This window comes from Stenotrophomonas maltophilia group sp. Smal13, from assembly GCF_030236855.1.
Lineage (GTDB): Bacteria > Pseudomonadota > Gammaproteobacteria > Xanthomonadales > Xanthomonadaceae > Stenotrophomonas > Stenotrophomonas maltophilia_A.
Genome location: NZ_JASJSQ010000017.1, coordinates 53,837 through 73,114, shown reverse-complemented (window position 1 = coordinate 73,114; position 19,278 = coordinate 53,837). Strand labels below are relative to the sequence as shown.

Here is a 19,278-nt window from a genome sequence, read left to right as displayed (position 1 = left end):
GGGACGTACTTGCGGCGTCCCCGCACTCCGACACCGCCCCGCCAAACCACGGAATACCCGCTTCTGACGTTGACGTTGCTTGAAGGCTTCGGCAGGTGCAGGGCGCAGCCCTGCCGAACCCAACCGACTTCCGCCACTTGCGGTGGCGGCGACGGCCCACTAGCCTTCGGCCGTCGTTCACCACCCAAGGACCGCCCGTGAAACACCGTCATCTCCTGCTGGCCTCGGCAATCGCCGCCGCCACGCTGGCCCTGGCCGCCTGCAAGAAGGAAGCTGCGCCAGGCACCGATACCGCCAGCAGCAGCGCCCCGGCCGGCGAAACCGCCGACCAGTTCGTGGCCCGCATCAATGCCGAATTCAAGGCCGCCTACCCGGAGATGACCTCGGCGCAGTGGCTGTCCTCCACCTACATCAACAGTGATTCGGAACGCATCGCGGCCAAGGCCAACGAGCGCTCGCTGACCCAGCTCAACAGCTGGATCGAACAGGCCGCCAAGTTCGACGGCAAGCCGATGAGCGAGGACAGCAAGCGCGCGATCCACCTGCTGAAGCTGATGTCCTCGATGCCGGCACCGCGTGACCCTGCCAAGCTGGCCGAGCTGACCCAGATCGCCACCCGCATGGAAGGCAGCTACGGCGCCGGCAAGTACTGCACCGATACCAACGATCCCAACTCCTGCCGCCAGCTGGGCGAGCTGGAGCAGGTGCTCGCGCGCAGCCGCGACTACGACAAGCAGCTCGATGCCTGGCAGGGCTGGCACAGCACCACCAAGAGCATGCGCGGCGACTACCAGAAGTTCGTCGGCCTGGTGAACGAAGGCGCCAAGGGCATGGGCTTCACCGATGCCGGCCAGATGTGGCGCAGCGGCTATGACATGCCGCCGGAACAGATCGGCCCGGAAACCGATCGCCTGTGGGAACAGGTCAAGCCGATGTACGAGCAGCTGCACTGCTACGCACGCGGCAAGCTGGACAAGACCTACGGCAAGGACAAGGCGGAAGTGGGCAATGGCCTGATCGCCGCGCACCTGCTGGGCAACATGTGGCAGCAGGACTGGTCGAATCTGTGGGACCAGCTGGAGCCGTATCCGGGTGCCGGCAGCCTGGACATCACTGCAGCGCTTGAAAAGCAGTACCAGACCAACCTGAGCGCGGCGCTGGCCAAGGCCGGCAAGGATGCCAACGTAGCGGCGCAGTACAAGGCACAGCGCGAGGCCGAACTGCGTACCGCCAGGCAGATGACCGAGCGCGCCCAGGACTTCTACGTGTCGCTGGGCATGCCGTCGCTGCCGCAGTCGTACTGGGAAAAGACCCAGTTCATCAAGCCCGACGATCGCGACGTGGTCTGCCACGCCAGCGCCTGGGACATGAACATGGAAGGCGATGTGCGCACCAAGATGTGCATCAAGCCGAACGAAGAAAACTTCACCACCATCTACCACGAGCTGGGCCACATCTATTACGACCTTGCCTACAACCCGCTGCCGCCGCTGTTCCAGGGCGGTGCCAACGATGGCTTCCATGAAGCGATCGGCGACACCATCGTGCTGGCGATGACGCCCAAGTACCTCAGCTCGATCGGCCTGGTTGATGCGCCGACCGAAAGCCGCGAAGCGGTCATCAACAACCAGATGCGCATGGCGCTGTCGGGCGTGTCGTTCCTGCCGTTCGGGCTGATGATCGACCGCTGGCGCTGGGGCGTGTTCGATGGCTCGATCACCGCCGACAACTACAACAAGGCGTGGTGGGACCTGAAGGCCAAGTACCAGGGCGTGGCGCCGGCCAGCACCCGTGGCGAGGAGTTCTTCGATCCGGGCGCGAAGTACCACGTGCCGGGCAACACCCCGTACACCCGCTACTTCCTGGCGCGCATCCTGCAGTTCCAGTTCTACAAGGGCCTGTGCGACGCGTCCGGCTACAAGGGCCCGCTGCATGAGTGCACCTTCTACGGCAACAAGGAAGCCGGCCAGAAGTACTGGGCGATGCTGAGCAAGGGTGCCAGCCAGCCGTGGCAGGCCACGCTGAAGGAGCTGACCGGCACCGACAAGCTCGATGCCGGCCCGATGATCGAGTACTTCACCCCGGTCAACGAGTGGCTGAAGCAGCAGAACGAAGGCCAGATGTGCGGCTGGCAGGCCAACGCGGCCCCGGCGGCGAAATGAGAAAAGGGGCGGGTCCGCGAGGATCCGCCCCTTTCCGGTAGTGCCGGCCGCTGGCCGGCAACTGCACGGTGGACATCTGTCTGGCAGCCGGCCAGCGGCCGGCTCTACCGAAATGCCTGTCAGCTGTTCTTCTTCGCGGCCATCGCTGCGGCCAGCTCGGCCTTGAATTCCTCGAAGGTCTGGCCCTTCTCCTTCGCTTCGGCCTGCGCGGCATCGCGCAGCGCATCGGAGTACATGAGGCGCACCGGCGTGCCGTTGCGCTCGTGCAGTTCACCGGCCTGCATGATCAGCGCCAGCACCTGCGCAGCGCTCTCGCTGTGGCCAGCGATGCGGCCGTCCATGCCCAGCACCCATTCGCCGTCACGGCGCACGACACCGGCCAGCAGGGTGCGCTGCGCATCGCGCAGCTCGGCATGCGGTTCCACCGGCGATGCCTGCGCGGCGGCCTTGTTGGCGGCCTGCTTTTCCTGGCGACGGCGCTGGTCGCGGCGGGTCTTGGAGCTGGTGGACATGGTGCGGTACCGCTGCGAAGGGGGGCGCAAGGATAGCGCACCCCGCCCGCAGCGCTGCTTCACGCGTGCTCGATCCAGTACGGTCAGTCCAGCACCTTGCCGTGCCGCCAGTAGCCCATGAAGGTGATCGCGCGACGGTCCAGCCCGCAGTCACGCACCAGATGGCGGCGGATCGCCATCACCGCACCCGCCTCGCCGGCCACCCAGGCATACAGCGGCCCGGCCACGCTGGCATCGGCCTGCTCCCAGAGGATCTGCGTATCGACGTCGATCTCCTCCAGCGCATCGCCAGCAGCCACGCTCGAGGTCGCTGACAGCCGTTCCTGGACCGCCTGCAGCAGCGGCTGGCCATAGGCGGCCTGCCCACGCGGCAACCACACCAGCTCGGCGGTGCCCGGCGCTTTCAACGGCACCGCATCGCCGGCCTGGGCCACTTCCAGCAACGCCAGCGTGCGCGGCGGATCAGGCATGGCCGCCAGCTCTTCGAGGATGCCCGCCACCGCAGGTAACGCCGTTTCATCGGCCACCAGCAGTACCTGGCCGACACCGGCCGGTGGCTTCCACTCCCAGCCTTCGCTGCTCTCGGCACAGTCGGCGTCGGGGGCCAGCAGCACCACGCGATCGCCCGGCCGTGCATGCATGGCCCAGCGCGAAGCGGGTCCGGTCACCCCGTGGATGACGAAATCGACGTCGACCTCGCCCTGCTCGGCGCGCAGCTGGCGGATGGTGTAGGTGCGCATCGGCGGGCGCTGATCGTCCGGCAGGGACCGGTAGCGCGGATACCAGTCGTCACCGCTGGGGACCTGCGGCACCTCCTGGCCGGGCAAGGGGAAGAACACCTTGATGCGCTGGTCCGGGCCTTCGGTCTTCATCCGCGCCACGTCGGCACCGGTGAACACCATGCGGTCCAGGGAAGGGGAAAGAACGCGGCGCTCCTTCAGCGCCACCTCGAACAGGCGGTAGGTCTGCTGCGCAGCCATGGGGGAACCTCATGCAACGACATCGGATTGGCTGGCTGTCGTGCATCCACGCACCGGCTGGCTGGAATGCCCAGCCTAGTCCGGTGGTTTCCCGTCGCAAGCGCTGCCGGCGTCGCGGCCTGCCCTACCCCTGCACGCTGCTCAGTGACCCGTGCAGACTGCCTGTGCCGCACGTTCACGCTGGTGTTCCCAGTACCAGAACACGAAACCAGCACCGAAGAACGCAGCCTGGCCCAAGGCCAGGTGCAGCGGGCTGGCGCTCAGCAGCGGCGATACCACGCCGGCCACCACGGTGCTGATCATCAGCTGCACGAAGGCCTGCAGCGACGAGGCCAGGCCGCGCTGGTGCGGGTACATGTCCAGCACCGCCAGCGCCAGGATCGGGAAGATCAGCGCCATGCCCATGCCGCCCAGGAAGATCGGCAGCACCGCCCACGGCAGCACGAACTGCGGGGCCAGCGCCACGTAGCCGACGTTCAACAGCACCGACAGCGCGCACAGGCCGAAACCGATGGCGACCTGGCGGGTAGGCGTGGTGTGCCCGGCCATGCGCCCAGACAGGAACGAGCCGGTGGTCATGCCGCCGATGGTAGGGATGAACAGCCAGGCGAAGCCGCCCTCGCCCAGATGCAGGTGCTGCATCACGAACACCGGCGCCGAGGAGATGTACAGGAAGATGCCACCGAAGCCGATGCTGCCGGCCAGCGCCAGGCGCAGGAAGCGCGGGTTGAAGCCGATGCGCAGGTAATCACGCATCAACGTGCGCGGCGACAACGGCACGCGCGCTTCAACCGGATGGGTCTCCGGCAGGTAGCGCGCAGTGGCCGCCAGCAGGACCAGCCCGAACACCACCAGGAACCAGAAGATCAGCGGCCAGCCAGCGCCACTGAGCAGGATCCAGCCACCGATGATCGGTGCGATGGCCGGGGCGATGCCGAACAGCATCGACACCTGGCTCATCAGGCGCTGCGCGTCGTGGCCATGGTAGAGATCGCGGATCACCGCGCGGCCAACGATCATGCCGACACCCGCCGACAGGCCCTGCAGCGCGCGGAACGCCAGCAGCGTGGTCAGGTCGGTGGACAGCGCGCAGCCGACCGAGGCGCCGACGAACACCACCAGGCCACCGAGGATCACCCACTTGCGGCCCCAGGCATCGGACAGCGGGCCGTGCGCCAGGCTCATCAGGCCGTAGAACAGCAGGTACACGCTGATGGTCTGCTGCACCGCCACTTCGTCCACCGCCAGGCGCTGGGCCAGCTGCGGGAACGCCGGGAAGATGGTGTCGATCGAGAACGGACCGAACATGGCCAGACCGGCGAGCAGCAGGGCCATGCGGCGGGTGGAGGGAGCAACAGCGGCGGTCATGGGGAAGGCGTCCGGCAGGGCCATGCGCGGCACGCACGGCGGGCGCCGGTCCCCTTCTGCAGGGACGGCGCCAGATGAATTCGGGTATCCACCCATCATAGGTGTGGATTGCGCCCGATGCCATGCAGCGGTGCACAAAACGCACGACCGGGCCATCGGCCATTCAGGCGCGGCGGCCATGCCTGGAGGCGGCCGGCGGGCCCGCAACGGGCTATAATCAGCGGGCAACACGGTGGGAGAAGCGGAACACCGCTGCCGAAGGCGCAACGCCCGTAATCGCTCAGGCCCGATACCACCCGTAACAGAACTCTGGAGAGACCGGTTCGATCCGGCGCCGAAGGGGCACGAAGCTGCGGTCCGCCGCGCTTTTAAACTCTCAGGCAAAAGGACAGAGGGGCGCCCCGCAGACCGCCGACCGGCGGCTTGTGCCCGTGCGTGTGCCCTTTCCTGACGGATCCTTCGCCATGTCCCAGAACACCCCTTCCCTGCGTGAGCTCGAGCACCACAATGCGTTCGTCGAGCGCCACATCGGCCCCAACGACGCCGAGATCGCGCAGATGCTCGATGTCGTCGGCCACGCGTCGCTGGATGGCATGACCGATGCCATCGTACCGGCCAAGATCAAGTCGCCGGTGCCGCTGGCGCTGCCGGAGTCGATGACCGAAGTGCAGGCACTGGCGAAGATCCGTGCGATCGCCGACAAGAACACCGTGCTGCGCAGCTTCATCGGCCAGGGCTACTACGGTACCCACACGCCGAACGTGATCCTGCGCAACATCCTGGAAAACCCGGCCTGGTACACCGCCTACACCCCGTACCAGGCGGAAATCTCGCAGGGCCGCATGGAAGCGCTGATCAACTTCCAGACCCTGTGCGCCGACCTCACCGGCATGGAAATCGCCAACGCCTCGCTGCTGGACGAAGCCACTGCCGCCGCCGAAGCGATGACCCTGGCCAAGCGTTCGGCCAAGTCGAAGTCGGACACCTTCTTCGTGCACGACGCCGTGCACCCGCAGACGCTGGAACTGCTGCGCACCCGCGCCGAGCCGATGGGCATCGTGCTGCGCGTCGGCACTCCGGCCGAAGCGCTGGAAGCGGAAGCCTTCGGCCTGCTGCTGCAGTATCCGGACACCTTCGGCCAGGTCGGCGACTACAAGGCGCTGGTCGATGCCGTGCACGCACGCGGCGGCCTGGTGGCCGTGGCCACCGACCTGCTGGCCCTGACCCTGCTGGCCGCCCCGGGCGAATGGGGCGCGGACATCGTGGTCGGCAACAGCCAGCGTTTCGGCGTGCCGTTCGGCTTCGGTGGCCCGCACGCCGCCTTCATGGCGTGCCGTGACGCCTACAAGCGCTCGATGCCGGGCCGCCTGATCGGCGTCTCGATCGACGCGCAGGGCAACCCGGCCTACCGCCTGACCCTGCAGACCCGCGAGCAGCACATCCGCCGCGAGAAGGCCACGTCCAACATCTGTACTGCACAGGTGCTGCTGGCGGTGATGGCGTCGATGTACGCCGTCTACCACGGCCCGGAAGGCCTGACCCGCATTGCCCGCCGCACCCATCGCCTGGCCTCGATCCTGGCCGCAGCGCTGCGCAATGCAGGCGTGCAGGTCGGTGGCGACTTCTTCGACACCCTGCATGTCACCGGCGTGCACGCCGATGAGATCCACGCCAAGGCCCGCGCCGCCGGCTACAACCTGCGCGCGATCGACAGCGACTCGGTCGGCATCAGCCTGGACGAGACCACCACCCGCGCCGACATCGTTGCCGTGGCTGCCGTATTCGGTGCCGCACTGGATGTCGACGCGCTGGATGCCAGCACCGCCGATGCGCTGCCGGCCTGCCTGCTGCGCCAGTCCGCATTCCTGACCCACCCAGTGTTCAACACCCACCACAGCGAGCACGAACTGCTGCGCTACCTGCGTTCGCTGGCCGACAAGGACCTGGCAATGGACCGCACGATGATCCCGCTGGGCTCGTGCACCATGAAGCTCAACGCCACCGCCGAGATGATCCCGGTGACCTGGCCGGAGTTCTCGCAGATCCACCCGCTGGTGCCGGCCGACCAGGCGCTGGGCTACAAGGAACTGATCGACACGCTGGAAGCGATGCTGGTGGAATGCACCGGCTACGACGCGGTCAGCCTGCAGCCGAACTCCGGCGCGCAGGGCGAGTACGCCGGCCTGCTGGCGATCCGCGCCTACCACCGCTCGCGCGGTGAGGAACATCGCGATATCTGCCTGATTCCGGACTCGGCGCACGGCACCAACCCGGCCTCGGCACAGATGTGCGGCATGAAGGTGGTGGTGACCAAGACCGATGCCAACGGCAACGTCGACGTCGAGGACATCCGCCTCAACGCCGAGAAGTACAGCGACCGCCTGGCCGCGATCATGATGACCTACCCGTCCACGCACGGCGTGTTCGAGGAGGAGGTGGTGGAGATCTGCGAGATCATCCACAAGCACGGCGGCCAGGTGTACACCGACGGTGCCAACATGAACGCCCTGGTCGGCGTGGCCAAGCCGGGCAAGTGGGGTTCGGATGTTTCGCACCTGAACCTGCACAAGACCTTCTGCATCCCGCACGGTGGTGGCGGCCCGGGCGTCGGCCCGTGCGCGGTCAAGGAGCACCTGGCCCCGTTCCTGCCGGGCAAGCTGGGTGACAACGGCCCGGTCGGCATGGTCAGCGCGGCCAGCTTCGGCAGCGCCTCGATCCTGCCGATCAGCTGGATGTACATCGCGATGATGGGCCGCGACGGCCTGCGCAAGGCCACCCAGGTCGCGCAGCTCAACGCCAACTACATCGCCAAGCGCCTGGCCCCGCACTTCAAGACCCTGTACACCGGCCGCAACGGCCTGGTGGCACACGAGTGCATCCTGGACGTGCGCCCGCTGGAGAAGACCAGCGGCATCGGAGCCGAGGACGTGGCCAAGCGCCTGATCGACTTCGGCTTCCACGCCCCGACCCTGAGCTTCCCGGTGGCCGGCACGCTGATGGTCGAGCCGACCGAGAGCGAATCGCTGCATGAGCTGGATCGCTTCATCGACGCGATGATCCAGATCCGCGAAGAGATCACCGCAATCGAAGACGGCCGCCTGGACCGCGAGGACAACCCGCTGAAGAACGCGCCGCATACCGCGACCGCGGTGACCGCTAGCGAGTGGACCCACGCCTACCCGCGCGAACTGGCTGCGTTCCCGCTGCCGAGCCTGAAGCTGCAGAAGTACTGGCCGCCGGTGGCGCGCGTGGACAACGTGTACGGCGACAAGAACGTGATGTGCGCCTGCATCCCGGTCGATGCCTACAAGGATGATGAAGTCGAGGCGTGATTCCTCGCTGCATCGGTAAACAGAACGGCCCGCGCAAGCGGGCCGTTTTCATAAGCGCGTGTGGACCAAGGTCCACACCCACAAACATCCGATCACGGGTCGGGCATCTGCCCCAGGCTCAACTGCCACGAGACACCGAAGCGGTCCTGCACCCAGCCGTAGCGGTTGCTGAAGTCATAGTCGCCGACCGGCATCAACCAGTGGCCGCCCTCACCCAGCACGCGTGCGGCACGCTCGAACTGCTCGGCGCCGGAGCACTCCACGAACAGCGAGATCGACGGTGAGAAGGTGAAATCGTGCACGTCCAGGCTGTCGAAGCACAGGTAGTGGGTTCCACCGAGCAGGAAGATGGCCTGGCGGACCTGCCCGGGCACGCCGGCACCGGCGCCGTCCGGATGGCGCTGCATTGCCAGCAGGCGGAAATCGGCGAAGGCCTCGGCATACAGGGCCAGGGCCGCTTCGGCCTGGCCGGTGAACATCAGGAAGGGGCGGCTGCGCAGCATGCGGTACTCCTGGTCGACGGGCCGCGGACGGCCCACACGATCAGGATGGCACGGCGGATGTGCAGCCCCCGTGGTAGTGCCGGCCGCTGGCCGGCAGCTTCAGTCACGCCTCGCGCATGCGCCGGGCGATGGCGCTGCTGGCGGCGATCGTGGCAGTCAGTGCCACCATCGACAGGAACTGCAGGCGGGTGTGCGACTCGCTCAGCAGCAGGCCGAAGATCAGTGCCAGAATCGCCAGCGCGCAGCAGGTCAGCCACGGGAAGCCGGTCATGCGGAACGGCAGGCGGGTACCCAGGCGATCCGCGCGGCGGCGCAGCACCAGCTGCGACACCAGCGACAGCGTCCACACCAGCAGGCAGGTGGAACCGACGATGTTCAGCAGCACCGGCAGCACCCGGTCCGGGAACAGCAGTTCCATCACCGTGGCGGCAAAGCCGAACAGCACGCTGGCCAGCACGGCGATCACCGGCACCTGGCGCGGGTCGGTCCAGCCGAGCACGGCCGGGGCTTCGCGGCGCTGCGCCAGCGAAAACATCATGCGCGAGGCGCCGTAGAGGTTGGCATTGAGCGCCGACAGCAGCGCGATCACCGCGATCAGGGTGATGGCCGTACCCGCGCCCGGGATGCGGGCAATATCCAGCACCGCAGCGAACGGCGACTTCAGCGCCTCGCTGGTCCATGGCACCACAGCGATGATCACGCTCAGCGAGCCGATGTAGAACACCAGGATGCGCCAGGCCACGGTGCGGATGGCACGGGCGATGCTGCGCTCGGGATCTTCGGTTTCGGCCGCAGCGACGGCTACGATCTCGGTGCCGCCAAAGGCAAAAACGACAACCAGCAGCGCCGCGCCGATGCCGGCCAGCCCCTTCGGCGCGAAGCCGCCATGCTCGGTGAAGTTGCTCAGACCCGGCGAAGTCACCTGCGGCAGCCAGCCCATCAGCAGCGCCACACCGATGGCGATGAAGGCCAGGATCGCCGCCACCTTGAGGATGGCGAACCAGAATTCGAACTCGCCGAAGTTCTTCACCCCGAGCAGATTGATCGCGGTGAAGAACAGCATGAAGGCCAGCGCCGCCATCGGTACCGGTATCGCCGGCCAGACCGTGGCAAGAAGCCCGGCCGCGCCGACGGCTTCGGCGGCGATCACGATCACCAGCTGCACCCACCACAGCCAGCCCACGGTGGCGCCGGCGGTAGCTCCCATGGCATCAGCGGCGTAGACCGAGAACGCGCCACTGGTCGGCTTGGCCGCCGCCATCTCGCCCAGTGCGTTCATCACGATGATCACCAGCGCACCAGCGACCAGATACGACACCAGAACCGCCGGGCCGGCCGCCTGTACACCCACGCCCGAGCCGAGGAACAGGCCGGCGCCGATGGCGCTGCCCAGACCCATCATGATCAGCTGGCGGGGCTTGAGCGAATGTCCGAGGCGGGACGGCGAAGCGGTCGGAATCGAGTTGGGCATCGGCGGGGCTGGCGGCGGGCTACAGGGGCGACACCTTACCCTGTCCCGTGCCCACGGGGATAGGCACAGCGCAGCAGGCGGCTCAGGCCAGCGCCGGCTCGCCGAAGTTGCCACCAATACGGGCCCGGTAGGCGCGCGGCGAGAAACCGGTTTCAGCCTTGAACTTGCGGGTAAAGGCGCTCTGGTCGCTGAAACCGCAGGCCTGGCCGATGCAGGCGATGCTGTCGTCACCGTGCAGCAGGTGCATGGCCATCTGGATCCGCAGCCGGGTCAGCACCTGCTGCGGGGTCATCTGGAACACCTTGCGGAAGCTGCGCTCCAGCTTCGACAGCGAGAAGCCGGTGATGTCCAGCAGGGTCTGCATGCGCACGTTCTCGGCGTAGTGCGCATTGAGGTGGGCCAGGGCCAGCCGCAGCTGCTCGTATTGGGTGCCCAGGCTGTCCTTCTGGCCGAGGTCGCGGGATATGCCGATCAGGCCCTCGATGGCCCCATCGACCACCAGCGGGCGCTTGCAGGTCAGGCACCAGCCCGGTTCGCGGTTGGCGAACAGGTGCAGCTCCATCAGGTTCTCGATCACCTCACCGGACAGCACGCGGGCGTCCTGGTCGACGTAGTCCGCACTGAGGCCGGTCGGGTAGATCTCGGCCGCGGTACGCCCGATCACGTCCTTGCGCGCGCGCAGGCCCAGCCGCCGCAGCATGGTCTGGTTGACGTGGGTGTAACGCCCCTGAAGGTCCTTGATGAAGAACAGCACATCCGGGATGGCGTCGAACAGGGCTTCGATGTCGGCGGGCTCGACTCGCATGCCACAAGCATAGCCGAGGCCCCTTGCCGGTGCGATCACCCTTGCGGGACTTGCGCTTAACGCCGCCAGGCCCACCGTGGGGGCCAGCCCCCACCGGAGAACCGGCCATGCCCCGCGGTGACAAGTCCGCCTATACCGAAAAGCAGAAGCGCCAGGCCGAGCACATCGAGGACAGCGAGCGCGAGCGCGGTGCCAGCGAAAGCACCGCCGAGCGCATCGCGTGGGCGACCGTGAACAAGCAGGACGGCGGTGGCAAGCGCAGTGGCAGTGGGCGCAAGGCGGCAAAGAAGGTCACCACCAGGAAGGTGGCTGCCAAGAAGACTGCTACGAAGAAGGCGCCGGCCCGCAAGACGGCCACGAAGAAGGCAACAAAGAAGACGGTGGCGAAGAAGGCCACCACCCCTGCATCGCGTAGTGCTGCCGCGAAGAAAGCGGCGAAGACCCGTGCGGCGAGGAAGACCGCGCGAAAGGTGGCGGCGAAGAAAGCGGCACGTACCCGCGCCAGCAGCTGAGCCCGTCAATCGGGATTGCAGCCCGCAGATCAGCCATACTTCTCCAAGCCGCTGGACGCGGCAAAGGGGAATCATCCATGAATGTCCAATGCTCCGCAGCTTTGGCAGCCCTGCTATCGATGGCACCCGCTGCGCATGCGATCACCGCCTCTGACCCACCCCACGAATCCCGTCAGGCTGCGACCGCGACTGCGGACGCCGATATTGCGCGGATCGAATCTCTCGGCCGGTCATTGTTCGAACATGATCTTGCCGCCGAACGCGCAACCGACGCACTCGTAGCGAAGGGAATGCGCAAGGATGACCGCGTTGCTGGATGGGTCACCGAACAACGCGACAACCGCTATGTCGTCAGTATCCTCGGAGGTGACAGTAGCGTGCTGTATCGGGTAGTCACCGACGACAAGGGAACGCTTGCCGGTCCTGTACAGACCCTGTCGCCACCCGAGCCACTATCGCCTTATGAGGCCGGCGCGGCAGCTGCGCGTGCACTGGCATTGAGCAGCAAGTTTCAAGCGTGCTCGAAGAACTACAACACGGTCGTGCTACCGAACGTGGACGGCACGGCAAATGCCTGGAGTGTCTACCTGCTTCCCGGCACATTCGATCCTGCAGCGGTGCCTCTGGGGGGAAGCCATCGCGTGGAAATCGCGGATGAAAAGATCACTTCCAGCCGGCCTTACACCCTCTCCTGCATCACGCTGCAGCGTCCACCGCGGAAGGGTGCCATGATGGTGACCCACCTACTCGATCCAACGCCGACCGAGGTCCACGTTTACTGGAGTCTCTGGGCACGCGCGCCACTGTTCGTGAGTACGGCCAAGGACGTGATCTGGAAGATTGAGAACGGACATATCAGCAAAGTCGTGGACTGACATCCGGTCACACCATGGACGCCCATGGTGTGACCGGCACCACAACGCTTACCGCGCAGCAGCTCAGGCTGCGCGACGCGGCACAACCGAAGCTGTGTCGCCTTCCACCTTGAACACCGACACCGACGTGGTCAGTGCATGCGCCTGTTCTTCCAGTGCGCGGCTGGCGGCGGTGGCTTCTTCCACCAGCGCAGCGTTCTGCTGGGTCACCTGGTCCATCTGCACCACCACCTGGTTGACCTGCTCGATACCGGCGGCCTGTTCCTTGCTTGCCGCTGCGATGTCGCTCATCAGCTGGGTGGTGCGCGAACTTGCCTGGGCTACGCGGGCGATCGCGGCTTCCGATTCAACGGTCACTGCCAGGCCGCTCTTCACCTTGGCAGCGGCATCTTCGATCAGTTCCTTGATCTCCTTGGCGGCGACACCGGCACGCTGCGCGAGCGTGCGCACTTCGCTGGCAACCACGGCAAAACCACGCCCCTGCTCACCTGCACGCGCCGCTTCCACCGCAGCATTCAGCGCCAGGATATTGGTCTGGAACGCGATGCCGTCGATCACCGTAGAGATTTCCGAGATGCGTGCCGAGGACTGGTCGATCTCACCCATGACCGATGCCATCTGTGCCATCGCCTGTTCGGTCTCGCGCACGGCGGCACCGGCCGCATGCGCTTCACTGTCGGCCTGACGCGCCAGCTCGGCGTTCTGGCGCACGGTGGAGGTCAGTTCCTCCATCGATGCGGCCGCTTCTTCCAGATTGGCTGCCTGCTGCTCGGTGCGGCGCGACAGATCATTGTTGCCGGCGGCCAGTTCCTGCGCCGCGTTGTTGATGCTGTCGGCAGCCACCTGGATGCCACGCACGATGCCGGTCAGCTGTGCGGTGGTGGTGTTGGCATCGTCGCGCATGCGTGCGAACACGCCGTCGTACTCGCCGTCCATGCGTGCGGTCAGGTCGCCGTGCGAGATCGCGCGCAGCACGTCGGAGACATCGGCGATGCTGGCCTGCGAACTGGCCATCATGCCGTTGAGATGTTCGACCATCGCCTTGAACTGGTACTGGAAAGCAGCGGCGTCGCCTCGCATGCTGAAATCACCGGCGCGCGCGGCGCGAGCCAGCTCATCGATCTGCGCGTTGATCGCCATCAGGCTCTGCTTCACTGCGGCCAGGGTACGGGTCAGCGTGCCCTTCTCGCCCGGGTAGTCGGGCAGGTCACGGCTGAGGTCGCCGATGGCGTAGCGCTGCATCACCTCGGCCATCAGCAGTTCCACCTGCACGTGCGACTCGACCAGGCTGTTGGTGGCCTGCACCATGCGACCGAAGTCACCGGGGAATGCACTGGCGTCCATGCGATAGCGGATCGCACCGGCCTCGTGCTGTTCGGCCATCTGCAGCTGCGCGCCGATCGCCGCCTGCACGCTCTGCCGCACGCTGGCCATGGCTTCACCCAGCTGAGTCAGTTCATCGCGGCCACCAAGGCGGAACTCCTGGTCCAATTGTCCCTTGGACAGGCGCTCGGCCAGGTTCACCGCGCGGGCCAGCGGACCGGTCAGGCTGCGGCCGATCATCACCGAGGCACCAATGCCCACCAGCAGCGCGACGCCGCCCAGCACCAGCAGCTGCAGCAGGCTGCGCTCACCCAGGCGGATCGCCTCGGCGGCGGCATCACGGCTTTCCTTCTCTTCGAAGTCCACGCCATCGGACAGCGCCTTGTTCCAGCCGTTTGCCGCTTCCTGCACGGGGCCCAGGGTCAGCGCTACGGCGCCCGGGTAGTCGCCCTGCTCCATCAGTTCGCTGGTCTGCTTGTTGAGCGGGCGCGCAATGGCACGCTTGGCGGCGATGGTTTCAGCGATGGCCTTGCCGTCGGCGTCGCTGGGCAGCGCCTGGTAGGCGGTCCAGCTGGCCTCGTAGCGCTTGACCAGATCGGCGATACGCTGCTCGTCGTGGCCGCGGTCATCGCCCTGGCGGATCAGCATCTCGCGGCGCACTACCATCATCTGGTTGTTGGCATCAAGCATCTGCGACAACAGGCGCACCTTGGCTACGCTGACGTCGACCACCTGCTGCATCGCGCGCTTCTGCACGACACTGGCGGTGGCGCCGGTGGCCACCACGGCGGCAACCAGCAGCAGCAACAGGCCAAAGCCCAGCCCAAGACGCCAGGCAACCCTGACGTTCCTCAAATAGTTCATCGGTACATCCAAAACGGGGGGATGTGGCCCTATCGGCACATGTACTACTGCACTTGATATGGGCCGCGGTGTACCTCCCGAATTCGTTCATTAAAGTGAAGAGTCAGATGATTCCTGGAACGCTGACGACCAAGCCAGCATCGTCGTACAAGCTACTTCTCACCGCCATCTTCACTTTGGCTAAAGTCGACATTTCGGAGAAAGGTCAGGATAAAAAGTACCATGTGAGTCATCCCCAACAATGACTCAAGCATTACCACCCATCTCCCTTGATCGTTCGCCGGCACGATATCGCCATACCCAAGCGTCGTGAACGTTGCAGTAGAGAAATAAATCGCAGAAGTCAGATCTCCGGAGATAGGCACATAATTCCGAGTCGAAATTGAGATCGGGAAAGCGATGTAGTAACCGGAGAACACAAGAATCAAGAGAATGGCAGCCGACACAAAAACTAGAGGGGCGGCGACAAGCTGCTCTCGGGTATACCGAACGTATCTGTGGCTGATGAAACCAAAGCTCGCATAGCTGACTGCAATGAGCGGCATCCCAATCCAAAGGACTACATTCAATGGGATCCACGCCCTCAACAGTGGCAGTAGTGCCGCCGTAATGACCAGCCCCATGCTCAGAATGAATCGAGAGCGACCACTGGGATCTTTGAGCTCCATCCACCTCACGAACTTCACCATCATCTTCCACACGTCAACATCTCCTCCGGTTGGCCAATGAGGAGGTAGCGGCACTGTGCAGCCATCGCTTTAGCAGAACCCACCGTTCATGCACTCTTCGCTGCAAGCGCTTCGCAGCAACGATACAACTTTCCCAGAACCTCCAAGCACTCACTACCTTCATCAGGACTAGAAGCGAATCGCTCGCTCCCCCCACATTGGCGTCTAGCCCCTCCCAATCCCACTCGAAAGGAGAATTCTCGAAAATGGAACATCGTGCTGCAGATACATAGCACTCGAACTGCCGGTCAGTGCAACTTCACCATGGGAACCTGCAGAAATCACCCCCTCCTGCCGGACATTTTATATTAAAGTCCAAGGATTCCACATCCGGCGCTCCCAATGACACTCAGAGCTTTCATCAGCAGCACCATGGACGATCTTGTGAACGAAAGACGGCTCGTTGCCAGAAGGCTCAAAGAGCTTGGCATTGAACCTGTAAATGCTGAAGCCATGCCCCCTTCCGGCCTCAACAGCTGGGATAGGATCAAAGGCGAAATAGATAGCTGCCAAATCGTGATTCTCATCTTGGGCGACAGATATGGTTGGATGCCGAATAGCGGCCATGGCGCCAACTTGGGAAAATCAGTTACACACCTTGAGTACGATCATGCGAAGGAACTCGGAAAGATCATTCTCCCGTTCCAGAAGCGACTGAGGTACGGCCTCCCTGTAGACACTTCCCGGGACGACTTTCGTCGCGAAGTTTCCGAATGGTCCGATGGCGCATTTCGACAGGAATTCGACTTCGCCGACGAGCTTTCAGAGCTTGCTGGCGCCGCCGTCATTGATCTTCTCCGAAATACGTTCCTCAAGAACCCGCCCTACCCCCGTCGTCAGCCGACGTCAATCCCACGCCCGGTGCTCTCCACCTCAAACCGTTCCACCAACAAGGACGTCCTAATTGCTGGAGCAGGGATGTCCATTGCCGCAGGAATGCCTACTGCATCGCTTCTGATCGGACTACTTTCTCACGAAATCTGGGATCAACCGAGCCAATCGGAGCGGTTCAACTTCAGTGATGTAGCCGAGTTCTACACCTTTAGATTTGGCAAAGAACAGCTGATTAATCGATTGGCGGAAGCAATGGAGAAGCTAGGAAACCCTCAACCGACATCAGCTCACAAGCACTCGGCGGCGTATTTCAGCGCGATCATTACCACCAATTTCGATAGCCTATTCGAGCAGGCTTGCGAACAGCAGGGCATTCCATACGTTGTCATGCTTCCTGGTCAGCCGCTCCCCGAGGTTGGAAATCGCCTGCCAATCTACAAACTTGCAGGAAGCTTGGATACATCAAAATCGCTTCGCCTGACTCAACAAGAAACAGCCATGGATGTGAATTCAGAGCTTGTCATGATGGCGAAGCAACTTACACGGAAGAATCCTGTAACGGTGATAGGTCACGGACTTCGCGATGGACTCATCCCTGAGATCCTCTCCCAAAGACCAGAGAGCCTTGAGGGAATAATGGTTTCTCCAATCGCAGACCCCATGGAAGAAATACTGCTCAATCGATTCCATTTGAATAAAGTCGAAATGTCAGCCAACGATTTCATGGAAGATCTGATAGGTCGGCTGTGACTTCGCAGTGAATTCAGCCAAAGGACAGCGAGGCAAGGCAGGCCCCTTCCAGTGCAATCAAGTGTAGAAGCCGCAGCACGGTGTTGCGGCTCATTTGCCTCTGCAAGGAACTACTGAAACAAGTTCCTGTGCCAGCGCCGCAAGGCCAGCGTAAAGACCGCCAAGGCAGCGCCCGGAATCAGCAGGAACAACGCCGCCACCTTCCAGAAGAAGAACGGCCACAGCCACGCGTAGTCCAGGTCGGTCAGCTTCAGTACGTCCATCGGTGGCAGCAGTTCCACCGAGGCCACGCGCCCCGCCAGCGCGGGCTCGACCTCCAGAACGGTCACCCGCAGCCACGAACGCCCGCGCGGCAGCGCATCCCCCCGGCCATAACCGAAGTACGAGGCGGCAAATCCAGCAGGCTCAACCGACTCGAGCGCACGGGTGATGCCGGAACCCGGCACGCCCGAACGCGTTTCGGCGCGGAAGTCGGTCCGATCTGTCGGGGTTTCCACGCGCAGGCGCACCTCAGGATCGATCGCCGTGGAAGTACCGTCATCCGCGTAACGCAGGCGCAGCCGCAATTGGTCATCGATGAAGCGGTAGACCGTGACCTCGGACGTCGCACCCGGGCTCAGCACCACAGGCAGCACCTGCGTGCGCGAGGCCATGTGGTTGGCGATCGCGCCCAGCACCAGCACCGCGCAGGCAAGCGCCCACAGGCTCCACAGCACCCACAGGGTGATCCGCACCACCGTTACGCCCTTCACGCTGACATCCGGGTCATCACGTCATTTCCCTGCTGGCCGTGCCGACACAGTAACGAAAAAGCCCCGCTTTCGCGGGGCTCTTACTGTCACCTACGCCGGGCAGCGCCCGGCGCTACCTCAGGCGAACGGATCCTGCAGGACCATGGTGTGGTCGCGGTCCGGGCCGGTGGAGACGATGCTGATCGGGCAACCGGCCAGCTCTTCCAGCGAACGCAGGTAGGCACGTGCGGCCGGCGGCAGGTCGTCCCAGTTGGTGATGCCGTGGGTGTTCTCGCTCCAGCCCGGGAACTCCAGGTACACCGGGGTGCAGTCTTCCCAGCCCTGCGCGTCCAGCGGCGCGTACTCGGTGCGCTTGCCGTTGTATTCGTAGGCGATGCAGACCTTGAGCTTTTCCATGCCATCCAGCACGTCCAGCTTGGTGATGCACAGGCCGCTGATGCCGTTGATGGCCACGGCGCGCTTCAGCGCGACGATGTCCATCCAGCCGCAGCGACGCGGACGGCCGGTCGAGGCACCGTACTCGGCGCCGCGGTCACGGATGCCCTGGCCGACTTCGTCGTCCAGTTCGGTCGGGAACGGGCCGCCGCCGACGCGGGTGGCGTAGGCCTTGGCGATGCCCAGCACGTAGTCGATCGAATCGGCGCCGACGCCGGAACCGGCCAGTGCACCACCGACGGTGGTGTTGGAGCTGGTGACGTACGGGTAGGTGCCGTGGTCGATGTCCAGCAGCGCACCCTGCGCGCCTTCGAACAGCACGCGCTTACCCTGCTTGCGCAGGTCGTGCAGGATGCCGGCCACGTCGGACTTCATCGGCTGCACGTATTCGCCGAAGGCCAGCGCTTCGTCGAAGGTCTTCTGGAAATCGACCGCATCGGTGTTCAGATACTTGGTCAGCACGAAGTTGTGGTAATCCAGCGCGGTGCGCAGCAGTTCTTCCAGCTGCTTCGGGTAATGCAGGTCGGCGATGCGGATGCCGCGACGCGCCACCTTGTCTTCGTAGGCCGGGCCGATGCCACGGCCGGTGGTGCCGATCGCCTTGCCGCCGGCAGCGCGCTCGCGCGCCTGGTCCAGGGCGATGTGGTACGGCATGATCAGCGGCGCGGCCGGGGAGATCTTCAGGCGCGAACGCACTTCCACGCCGGAGGCTTCCAGCTCGGCGATTTCCTTCTGCAGCGCGGCCGGCGAGATCACCACGCCGTTGCCGATCAGGCACAGCGCATCGTCACGCAGGATGCCCGACGGGATCAGGTGCAGGACGGTCTTCTTACCGTTGATGACCAGGGTGTGGCCGGCGTTGTGGCCGCCCTGGAAGCGCACGACGGCGCCGATTTCCTCAGTGAGCAGATCGACGATCTTGCCCTTGCCTTCATCGCCCCACTGGGCACCCAACACTACGACAGACTGACCCATGACGGGCTCCTCATATGTTGCGGCCATCGGGGCCGCGGACGGTTGAACCGTGGCGGGGCTGGCCAGCACCTTGAGGGCGGCTCCAAACGGGGAGCAG

Annotated in this window: 15 protein-coding genes and 1 riboswitch; of the genes, 5 read left to right on the top strand and 10 right to left on the bottom strand. The window is 64.7% G+C overall.

The features are described from left to right. The first annotated feature begins 197 nt into the window (after positions 1 to 197). Positions 198 to 2,162: a M2 family metallopeptidase gene (locus tag QRO95_RS08390; protein ID WP_285302265.1), complete on the top strand. Its 1,965-nt coding sequence runs from the start codon at positions 198 to 200 to the stop codon at positions 2,160 to 2,162. A 119-nt stretch (positions 2,163 to 2,281) separates the two neighbouring features. On the opposite strand, the gene QRO95_RS08385 is transcribed toward QRO95_RS08390, so the two are convergent. The 3 genes from QRO95_RS08385 to QRO95_RS08375 all read right to left on the bottom strand — a co-directional run bounded on the left by QRO95_RS08385 (position 2,282) and on the right by QRO95_RS08375 (position 5,022). Continuing rightward, on the bottom strand, positions 2,282 to 2,674 hold the full coding sequence (locus QRO95_RS08385) for a hypothetical protein (protein WP_008265644.1): 393 nt from the start codon (positions 2,672 to 2,674) through the stop codon (positions 2,282 to 2,284). A gap of 83 nt (positions 2,675 to 2,757) precedes the next feature. Then, entirely contained in the window at positions 2,758 to 3,654 is an 897-nt protein-coding gene (locus tag QRO95_RS08380) for a siderophore-interacting protein (RefSeq protein WP_285302264.1), read from the bottom strand. 141 nt (positions 3,655 to 3,795) lie between these two features. Continuing rightward, on the bottom strand, positions 3,796 to 5,022 hold the full coding sequence (locus QRO95_RS08375) for a multidrug effflux MFS transporter (protein ID WP_049421272.1): 1,227 nt from the start codon (positions 5,020 to 5,022) through the stop codon (positions 3,796 to 3,798). 299 nt (positions 5,023 to 5,321) lie between these two features. After that, positions 5,322 to 5,424: riboswitch (glycine riboswitch) on the top strand. Positions 5,425 to 5,486: 62 nt separating this feature from the next. On the opposite strand from QRO95_RS08375, the gene gcvP reads away from it, so the two are divergent. After that, positions 5,487 to 8,354 carry an aminomethyl-transferring glycine dehydrogenase gene (gcvP, locus tag QRO95_RS08370; protein ID WP_285302263.1) on the top strand — a complete coding sequence of 956 codons (2,868 nt, stop codon included), beginning with the start codon at positions 5,487 to 5,489 and terminating at the stop codon, positions 8,352 to 8,354. A 92-nt stretch (positions 8,355 to 8,446) separates the two neighbouring features. Here gcvP and QRO95_RS08365 read toward each other — a convergent pair whose 3' ends face one another. The 3 genes from QRO95_RS08365 to QRO95_RS08355 all read right to left on the bottom strand — a co-directional run bounded on the left by QRO95_RS08365 (position 8,447) and on the right by QRO95_RS08355 (position 11,133). Further along, positions 8,447 to 8,857 carry a VOC family protein gene (locus QRO95_RS08365; RefSeq protein ID WP_005410627.1) on the bottom strand — a complete coding sequence of 137 codons (411 nt, stop codon included), beginning with the start codon at positions 8,855 to 8,857 and terminating at the stop codon, positions 8,447 to 8,449. 103 nt (positions 8,858 to 8,960) lie between these two features. Then, positions 8,961 to 10,328 carry an amino acid permease gene (locus QRO95_RS08360; protein WP_285302261.1) on the bottom strand — a complete coding sequence of 456 codons (1,368 nt, stop codon included), beginning with the start codon at positions 10,326 to 10,328 and terminating at the stop codon, positions 8,961 to 8,963. An 82-nt stretch (positions 10,329 to 10,410) separates the two neighbouring features. Then, the gene (locus tag QRO95_RS08355) at positions 10,411 to 11,133 is read right to left on the bottom strand and encodes an AraC family transcriptional regulator (RefSeq protein WP_285302260.1); all 723 of its coding nucleotides are present in this window, start codon (positions 11,131 to 11,133) and stop codon (positions 10,411 to 10,413) included. A gap of 107 nt (positions 11,134 to 11,240) precedes the next feature. On the opposite strand from QRO95_RS08355, the gene QRO95_RS08350 reads away from it, so the two are divergent. Both QRO95_RS08350 and QRO95_RS08345 read left to right on the top strand, forming a co-directional pair. Further along, a complete protein-coding gene (locus QRO95_RS08350) occupies positions 11,241 to 11,645 on the top strand; it encodes a hypothetical protein (RefSeq protein WP_285302259.1) in 405 nt (134 codons plus the stop codon). Between the two features lie 77 nt (positions 11,646 to 11,722). After that, a complete protein-coding gene (locus QRO95_RS08345) occupies positions 11,723 to 12,520 on the top strand; it encodes a hypothetical protein (RefSeq protein WP_132810610.1) in 798 nt (265 codons plus the stop codon). Between the two features lie 63 nt (positions 12,521 to 12,583). On the opposite strand, the gene QRO95_RS08340 is transcribed toward QRO95_RS08345, so the two are convergent. Together QRO95_RS08340 and QRO95_RS08335 are read right to left on the bottom strand one after the other, a co-directional pair. Then, positions 12,584 to 14,707, bottom strand: a complete 2,124-nt coding sequence (locus QRO95_RS08340) for a methyl-accepting chemotaxis protein (protein ID WP_285302258.1) — start codon at positions 14,705 to 14,707, stop codon at positions 12,584 to 12,586. Positions 14,708 to 14,859: 152 nt separating this feature from the next. Continuing rightward, complete coding sequence (locus QRO95_RS08335) at positions 14,860 to 15,399, bottom strand: potassium channel family protein (protein WP_285302266.1); 540 nt, start codon at positions 15,397 to 15,399, stop codon at positions 14,860 to 14,862. Positions 15,400 to 15,777: 378 nt separating this feature from the next. Here QRO95_RS08335 and QRO95_RS08330 point away from each other — a divergent pair, with 378 nt between their 5' ends. After that, positions 15,778 to 17,019, top strand: a complete 1,242-nt coding sequence (locus QRO95_RS08330) for a DUF4062 domain-containing protein (RefSeq protein ID WP_285302257.1) — start codon at positions 15,778 to 15,780, stop codon at positions 17,017 to 17,019. Between the two features lie 110 nt (positions 17,020 to 17,129). On the opposite strand, the gene QRO95_RS08325 is transcribed toward QRO95_RS08330, so the two are convergent. Together QRO95_RS08325 and QRO95_RS08320 are read right to left on the bottom strand one after the other, a co-directional pair. Continuing rightward, complete coding sequence (locus tag QRO95_RS08325; RefSeq protein WP_285302256.1) at positions 17,130 to 17,771, bottom strand: hypothetical protein; 642 nt, start codon at positions 17,769 to 17,771, stop codon at positions 17,130 to 17,132. Between the two features lie 117 nt (positions 17,772 to 17,888). Beyond that, the gene (locus QRO95_RS08320) at positions 17,889 to 19,181 is read right to left on the bottom strand and encodes an adenylosuccinate synthase (RefSeq protein ID WP_014038120.1); all 1,293 of its coding nucleotides are present in this window, start codon (positions 19,179 to 19,181) and stop codon (positions 17,889 to 17,891) included. Positions 19,182 to 19,278: the final 97 nt, after the last annotated feature.

What these genes read in the sequence shown, in the direction of transcription:
- QRO95_RS08355 (WP_285302260.1), bottom strand. Translation starts at nt 11,133, where the DNA reads ATGCGAGTCGAGCCCGCCGACATCGAAGCCCTGTTCGACGCCATCCCG.
- QRO95_RS08350 (WP_285302259.1), top strand. Translation starts at nt 11,241, where the DNA reads ATGCCCCGCGGTGACAAGTCCGCCTATACCGAAAAGCAGAAGCGCCAG.
- QRO95_RS08375 (WP_049421272.1), bottom strand. Translation starts at nt 5,022, where the DNA reads ATGACCGCCGCTGTTGCTCCCTCCACCCGCCGCATGGCCCTGCTGCTC.
- QRO95_RS08320 (WP_014038120.1), bottom strand. Translation starts at nt 19,181, where the DNA reads ATGGGTCAGTCTGTCGTAGTGTTGGGTGCCCAGTGGGGCGATGAAGGC.
- QRO95_RS08365 (WP_005410627.1), bottom strand. Translation starts at nt 8,857, where the DNA reads ATGCTGCGCAGCCGCCCCTTCCTGATGTTCACCGGCCAGGCCGAAGCG.
- QRO95_RS08335 (WP_285302266.1), bottom strand. Translation starts at nt 15,399, where the DNA reads ATGATGGTGAAGTTCGTGAGGTGGATGGAGCTCAAAGATCCCAGTGGT.
- QRO95_RS08380 (WP_285302264.1), bottom strand. Translation starts at nt 3,654, where the DNA reads ATGGCTGCGCAGCAGACCTACCGCCTGTTCGAGGTGGCGCTGAAGGAG.
- QRO95_RS08360 (WP_285302261.1), bottom strand. Translation starts at nt 10,328, where the DNA reads ATGCCCAACTCGATTCCGACCGCTTCGCCGTCCCGCCTCGGACATTCG.
- QRO95_RS08330 (WP_285302257.1), top strand. Translation starts at nt 15,778, where the DNA reads ATGACACTCAGAGCTTTCATCAGCAGCACCATGGACGATCTTGTGAAC.
- QRO95_RS08345 (WP_132810610.1), top strand. Translation starts at nt 11,723, where the DNA reads ATGAATGTCCAATGCTCCGCAGCTTTGGCAGCCCTGCTATCGATGGCA.
- QRO95_RS08385 (WP_008265644.1), bottom strand. Translation starts at nt 2,674, where the DNA reads ATGTCCACCAGCTCCAAGACCCGCCGCGACCAGCGCCGTCGCCAGGAA.
- QRO95_RS08340 (WP_285302258.1), bottom strand. Translation starts at nt 14,707, where the DNA reads ATGAACTATTTGAGGAACGTCAGGGTTGCCTGGCGTCTTGGGCTGGGC.
- gcvP (WP_285302263.1), top strand. Translation starts at nt 5,487, where the DNA reads ATGTCCCAGAACACCCCTTCCCTGCGTGAGCTCGAGCACCACAATGCG.